General features: G+C 63.7%; 1 protein-coding gene. It reads left to right on the top strand.

Annotated elements, in window-relative coordinates:
- A partial coding sequence (locus ACSVIE_RS21095; RefSeq protein WP_442425159.1) for an IS110 family transposase occupies positions 1–590 on the top strand: 590 nt, incomplete at both ends.

Here is a 590-nt window from a genome sequence, read left to right as displayed (position 1 = left end):
GCGATCCTGGAACTTCGGGAGTTCCTCGAACGCGAACACGTCACTGTTGTGGTGATGGAAGCGACCAGCGATTACTGGAAACCGTTCTTCTACCTGTTCGAAGAAACCCTGCCGGTGATGCTGGTCAACGCCAAAGCCGCCCGGAACATCCCGGGACGCAAAACCGATGTCTCCGACGCCGCGTGGCTGGCCCAACTGGCCGCGCACGGGCTGCTGCGGGCATCATTCGTGCCGCCCGAACCCATCCGCGAACTGCGGGACCTCACCCGGGCCCGCGCCATCGCCACCCGCGACCGGGCCCGGGAAATCCAAAGGCTGGAGAAGTTCCTGGAAAGCTCCGGGATCAAACTCTCTTCCGTGGTTTCAGACCTGACCGGGGTCTCTTCCCGGGACATGCTCGAAGCCCTCATCAACGGCGAACGGAACCCCGAGGTGCTGGCCGGGATGGCCCGTGGAATGCTGCGCTCGAAAATCCCGGCACTGGTCGACGCCCTCACCGGCAGGTTCAAACCCCACCACGCATTCATGGCACGACTGCACCTGGACCAGATCGACGCCCACACCCGCACCATCGATACCCTCACCGCACG

The organism is Paenarthrobacter sp. NCHU4564 (assembly GCF_052156435.1).
Lineage (GTDB): Bacteria > Actinomycetota > Actinomycetes > Actinomycetales > Micrococcaceae > Arthrobacter.
The sequence above is the reverse complement of the archived record's forward strand: the minus strand, read 5'-3'. Positions and strand labels throughout refer to the sequence as shown.